The sequence below is a fragment of the Fodinibius sp. genome (genome assembly GCF_041642155.1).
Taxonomy (GTDB): domain Bacteria; phylum Bacteroidota; class Rhodothermia; order Balneolales; family Balneolaceae; genus Fodinibius.
Genome location: NZ_JBEPWZ010000287.1, coordinates 1 through 3776, shown reverse-complemented (window position 1 = coordinate 3776; position 3776 = coordinate 1). Strand labels below are relative to the sequence as shown.

The following is a 3776-nucleotide window of genomic DNA, read 5'->3' as shown; positions in this document are numbered from 1 at the left end:
TAATAAAAGGACGAAAATAAAAAAACAGTTCCCCCTAAAGCTACCGGCTTAAAACCGGTAGCAGTCTATATATCCTAAAAGCGATATTGGGGGAACTCTCTCTCATTGATATAATTCAATCTAGGAATAGTATTTTGTAAAAAGATAGAAAATAGGAGAAATGAGAATGTCCTGATTATTTTAAAGTCAATGAATCAGGATATATTCTTGTGCTTTTCCCTGTATTCGGTCGGGGTTATATCGGTGTACTTTTTGAAAGCGGAATAAAAAGCCGACTTTGAGTTAAACCCCGATTCCAACCCTATTGCCGTGATGGTATAGTTGGTAAAATCCGGATGGACCAAACAGCTTTTTGCTTCTTCCACCCGGTAGCGGTTTATAAAGTCGGGGAAACTGCAGCCGCTCAGACTATTGATCAATTGAGAAAGGTAGTTGGTGCTGATGTTCAGCTGTTCGGCAACGGAAGAAAGGCTCAGATTTTCGTCCATATATATCTTTTCCTTTTCTACAAGATAACGAAACTGCTTGTAGTAGGCATTGTCATTGGTAAAACTGTCCTTCTTGTTTTGGATTATATGAGCCAGTTTCTTTACGGTAAGCTGAGCTATCAACTCAAAGAGAAACAAGTGATTGATGGTATAGAACGCTTTTTCTGAATGCTCGGAGTCGATAACTCCAATGACTTCATTATCAATTAGCAGGGGAACGGTTACTTCCGAACCTCTTTGCACATCATCCAGAATATAACGAGGATCCTGTGTTACATCGGGTATGATTTCCGGCTCGCCCGAGGCCGCCACATGGCCTACAATCCCTTTACCGAGCGGTATCGTGATAGGGTTTAATATTTTTCTTTCCCCCCTGTCTTTATTCCCATAAGCCGCTTTTTGAATCAGCAGCTCTTTATCCCGGTCCAGTAAATAAATCACACAATCTTCCAAATCCAGCTGGGAAATGCAGTTTTCCGTAATATCCCACAATACATCCTCTTTTTTGGTCTTGTCAAATAATGAAGTGGCAAAATAGCTTAATATGGAAATAACATAGACCTGGCTGTCATCAATATTAGCCAGATCCTTTTCAGAAAACACCTTTTTTAAACCGAGTATCCGGTAATCTGTCTTTTCCATATAATCTGGAATCCGGTTAGAAATCTGAATATGTGCAAAAAGATATAAATATATAGGTAAGTTTACTACTTACATTTTAGATGGTGCGTCAATCCACTGGTATTAACCCTGAATACCTGTGAAATAAGGTTGTCAATTATGCCTTTTATATTAAAACAACGTGTTGTGTGGTTAACTGACCTGAGAGCGTGTAACGGGATTAACTCCTGACAGCGTCTACCAAAACAATAGGTACAAGTCTTTTGGATAAGGAAGGATTTGGAAATTAACCGTCCAACCAGTTAAAATAAGTAATAGGGACATTAATCCTAATTTTGTAAAAGGGTCAGATATGATGGAAAGGACTGAACGCGCATTCTCCATAATTACTCCCGTGAATTTTTAGAGTACTGGTCGGTTCATCGCCGACTTACCCGTCGCGTCCGGAAGCCAGGTACCCTGTGAAATCATCGAGAAGCATTGTAAACGTTCTGTTAAAAATCATTGTTGAAATTAGGTAACTTCAAGAGGACGTTGAAAAACCGGTCCCGAATCATCGGGAAAGGCTCAGGCCAGAGGTAGGTTGGAGTCTTAACATTAAGCCCATGTGGTGAGGATTTCAACCGGCCGATAACGACGGCATTGGACAAAAGAACGGTTTTGCAAAGTTCTCTTCGTCATATTAAAGTTCTCTGTGCCCGGAAAGAATCGGAGCCTTGAATCCATAATCTCCATGGTCCTGAATGAATGATCGTAGCTGAATTTTTTGTCAAATGTCTTGAAACAGAAGGGGTTACTCATATCTTCGGGGTCCCGGGCGAAGAAAACGAGGCGTTACTCTTTGCGTTGGATTCTTCTTCCATCGAATTTGTACCGTGCCGCCACGAACAGGGGGCCGCTTTTATTGCGAATGTGTGGGGACGGCTGACCGGAGAAGCGGGCGTATGTCTTTCCACTCTGGGACCGGGGGCGACAAACCTGATCACCGGCGTGGCCGATGCCAACCTCGACAAGGCCCCGCTGGTTGCCATCACAGCCCAGGGAGGACTCGACCGTCTGCACAACGAAAGCCACCAGATGGTTGATGTGGTGAACATGTTCCGGCCCATTACCAAGTGGAACGGGAACATCCCTTCCCCCAAGGTGGTCGCCGAAGTGGTACGGAAAGCCTTTAAAATTGCCGGGATGGAAAAACCCGGGGCTACCCATATTGAACTGTCCGAGGATGTTGCCGGTCAGGAAATATCCTCGGACTTCATACCCATTAAGCCGGGAGTATCTCGCAGGCCCGGTTCCGATTACAAGGCCATTCGTAACACACTCAAGCTGCTACAGGAAGCCCGGAAACCCCTGGTATTGGCCGGTAACGGGGCCATTCGAAAACTGGCCAGCAAGCATTTGACCGAATTTGCGATCCGTCATAATATCCCGGTCGTTTCCACCTTTATGGGAAAAGGAGCGGTATCCGACCGGCTCGGTCAATCCCTGTTCAGTATCGGTCTGGGTTTTAAAGATTATGTGATCAAAGCCGTTGAGCAGGCTGATCTTGTACTTGCCATCGGCTATGATATTGCCGAATATCCGCCGCAAGAATGGAATCCCGGCGGCGACAAATCAATCATACACATCGATTTCGATCCGGCTGAAGTCTATACGCATTACAACCCAAAGGTTGAAGTAACCGGTGATATCTCCGGTGCCCTGTGGGAGCTGAACGAGCAGTTAAATGACTCAGATCTTGAATTTACCAACTGGTACGAACCGTTTCGAAAACGAATCAAGGAGGATATTCACAGTTACCGACTGCAGGAGGGGGAACCGTTCACCGTACCCGGCGTTCTGCTCGAGTTGAGAGATAATCTTAATGACGGTGCTCTTCTGATCAGTGATGTGGGGACCCACAAGATGTGGGTGGCTCGGAATTATCCGACCTATTGCCCAAACGGATGCATTATCAGCAATGGTCTTGCCAGTATGGGCATTGCACTGCCGGGCGGTATCGCCGCCGGTTTGCTCAATAAGAGCAGGCAAATTGTATCGGTTATGGGCGACGGAGGCTTTATGATGAACAGCCAGGAGCTTGAGACGGCCAAACGGCTTGGGGTCGGTTATATCAATATTGTCTTTAACGATAACGATTACGGCCTGATTAGCTGGAAACAGTTCCAGCACCGGCAGCGATCGGTCAGCACAGGCATACAGAACCCTGATTTTGAGAAATATGCGAAATCATTTGGCATTCAGGGTTACAAACCCGCAAATCTGAGCGAGCTGCGATCAACGCTGAAACAGGCTGTAGAACATAAGGAATTGTGCCTGATCGAGGTCCCCATATCCACCCATGTTAACAATGAATTAACCGAGAAACTTAAAAACTGGTGGAAGAGCCACTAAGGCCTCCAAACCCCAAATCCACGTATTATTATGTTCAAAGACCAGTTGAACAGAGGGATCAGCCGGTATTTTCTGTTTGTATGATTGGCATTCAGGATCCTATTCCACAATCCAGATGGGTTCTATAAAGAATTGCAGTTCTTCTGAGGGTGCGTATATGCATAATTGAAACGGGTGTTCTCCTTTATTCTGATTGAGTGCCCCATTCGGCTTTTCGATTCAGCATTCGACATAACGAAGTGTCTTTTTGTGTTTATAGTCATAATCTAATGG

The 3776-nt window shown here is 45.0% G+C and carries 2 protein-coding genes; one reads left to right on the top strand and one right to left on the bottom strand.

Annotation, left to right across the window (positions count from 1 at the left end; all coding sequences use genetic code 11):
• Positions 1–194: 194 nt before the first annotated feature.
• Complete coding sequence (locus ACESLU_RS12785; RefSeq protein WP_372639026.1) at positions 195–1130, bottom strand: helix-turn-helix domain-containing protein; 936 nt, start codon at positions 1128–1130, stop codon at positions 195–197.
• A 726-nt stretch (positions 1131–1856) separates the two neighbouring features.
• Here ACESLU_RS12785 and ACESLU_RS12780 point away from each other — a divergent pair.
• Positions 1857–3503: an acetolactate synthase large subunit gene (locus tag ACESLU_RS12780; RefSeq protein WP_372639025.1), complete on the top strand. Its 1647-nt coding sequence runs from the start codon at positions 1857–1859 to the stop codon at positions 3501–3503.
• The last annotated feature ends 273 nt before the right edge of the window (positions 3504–3776 follow it).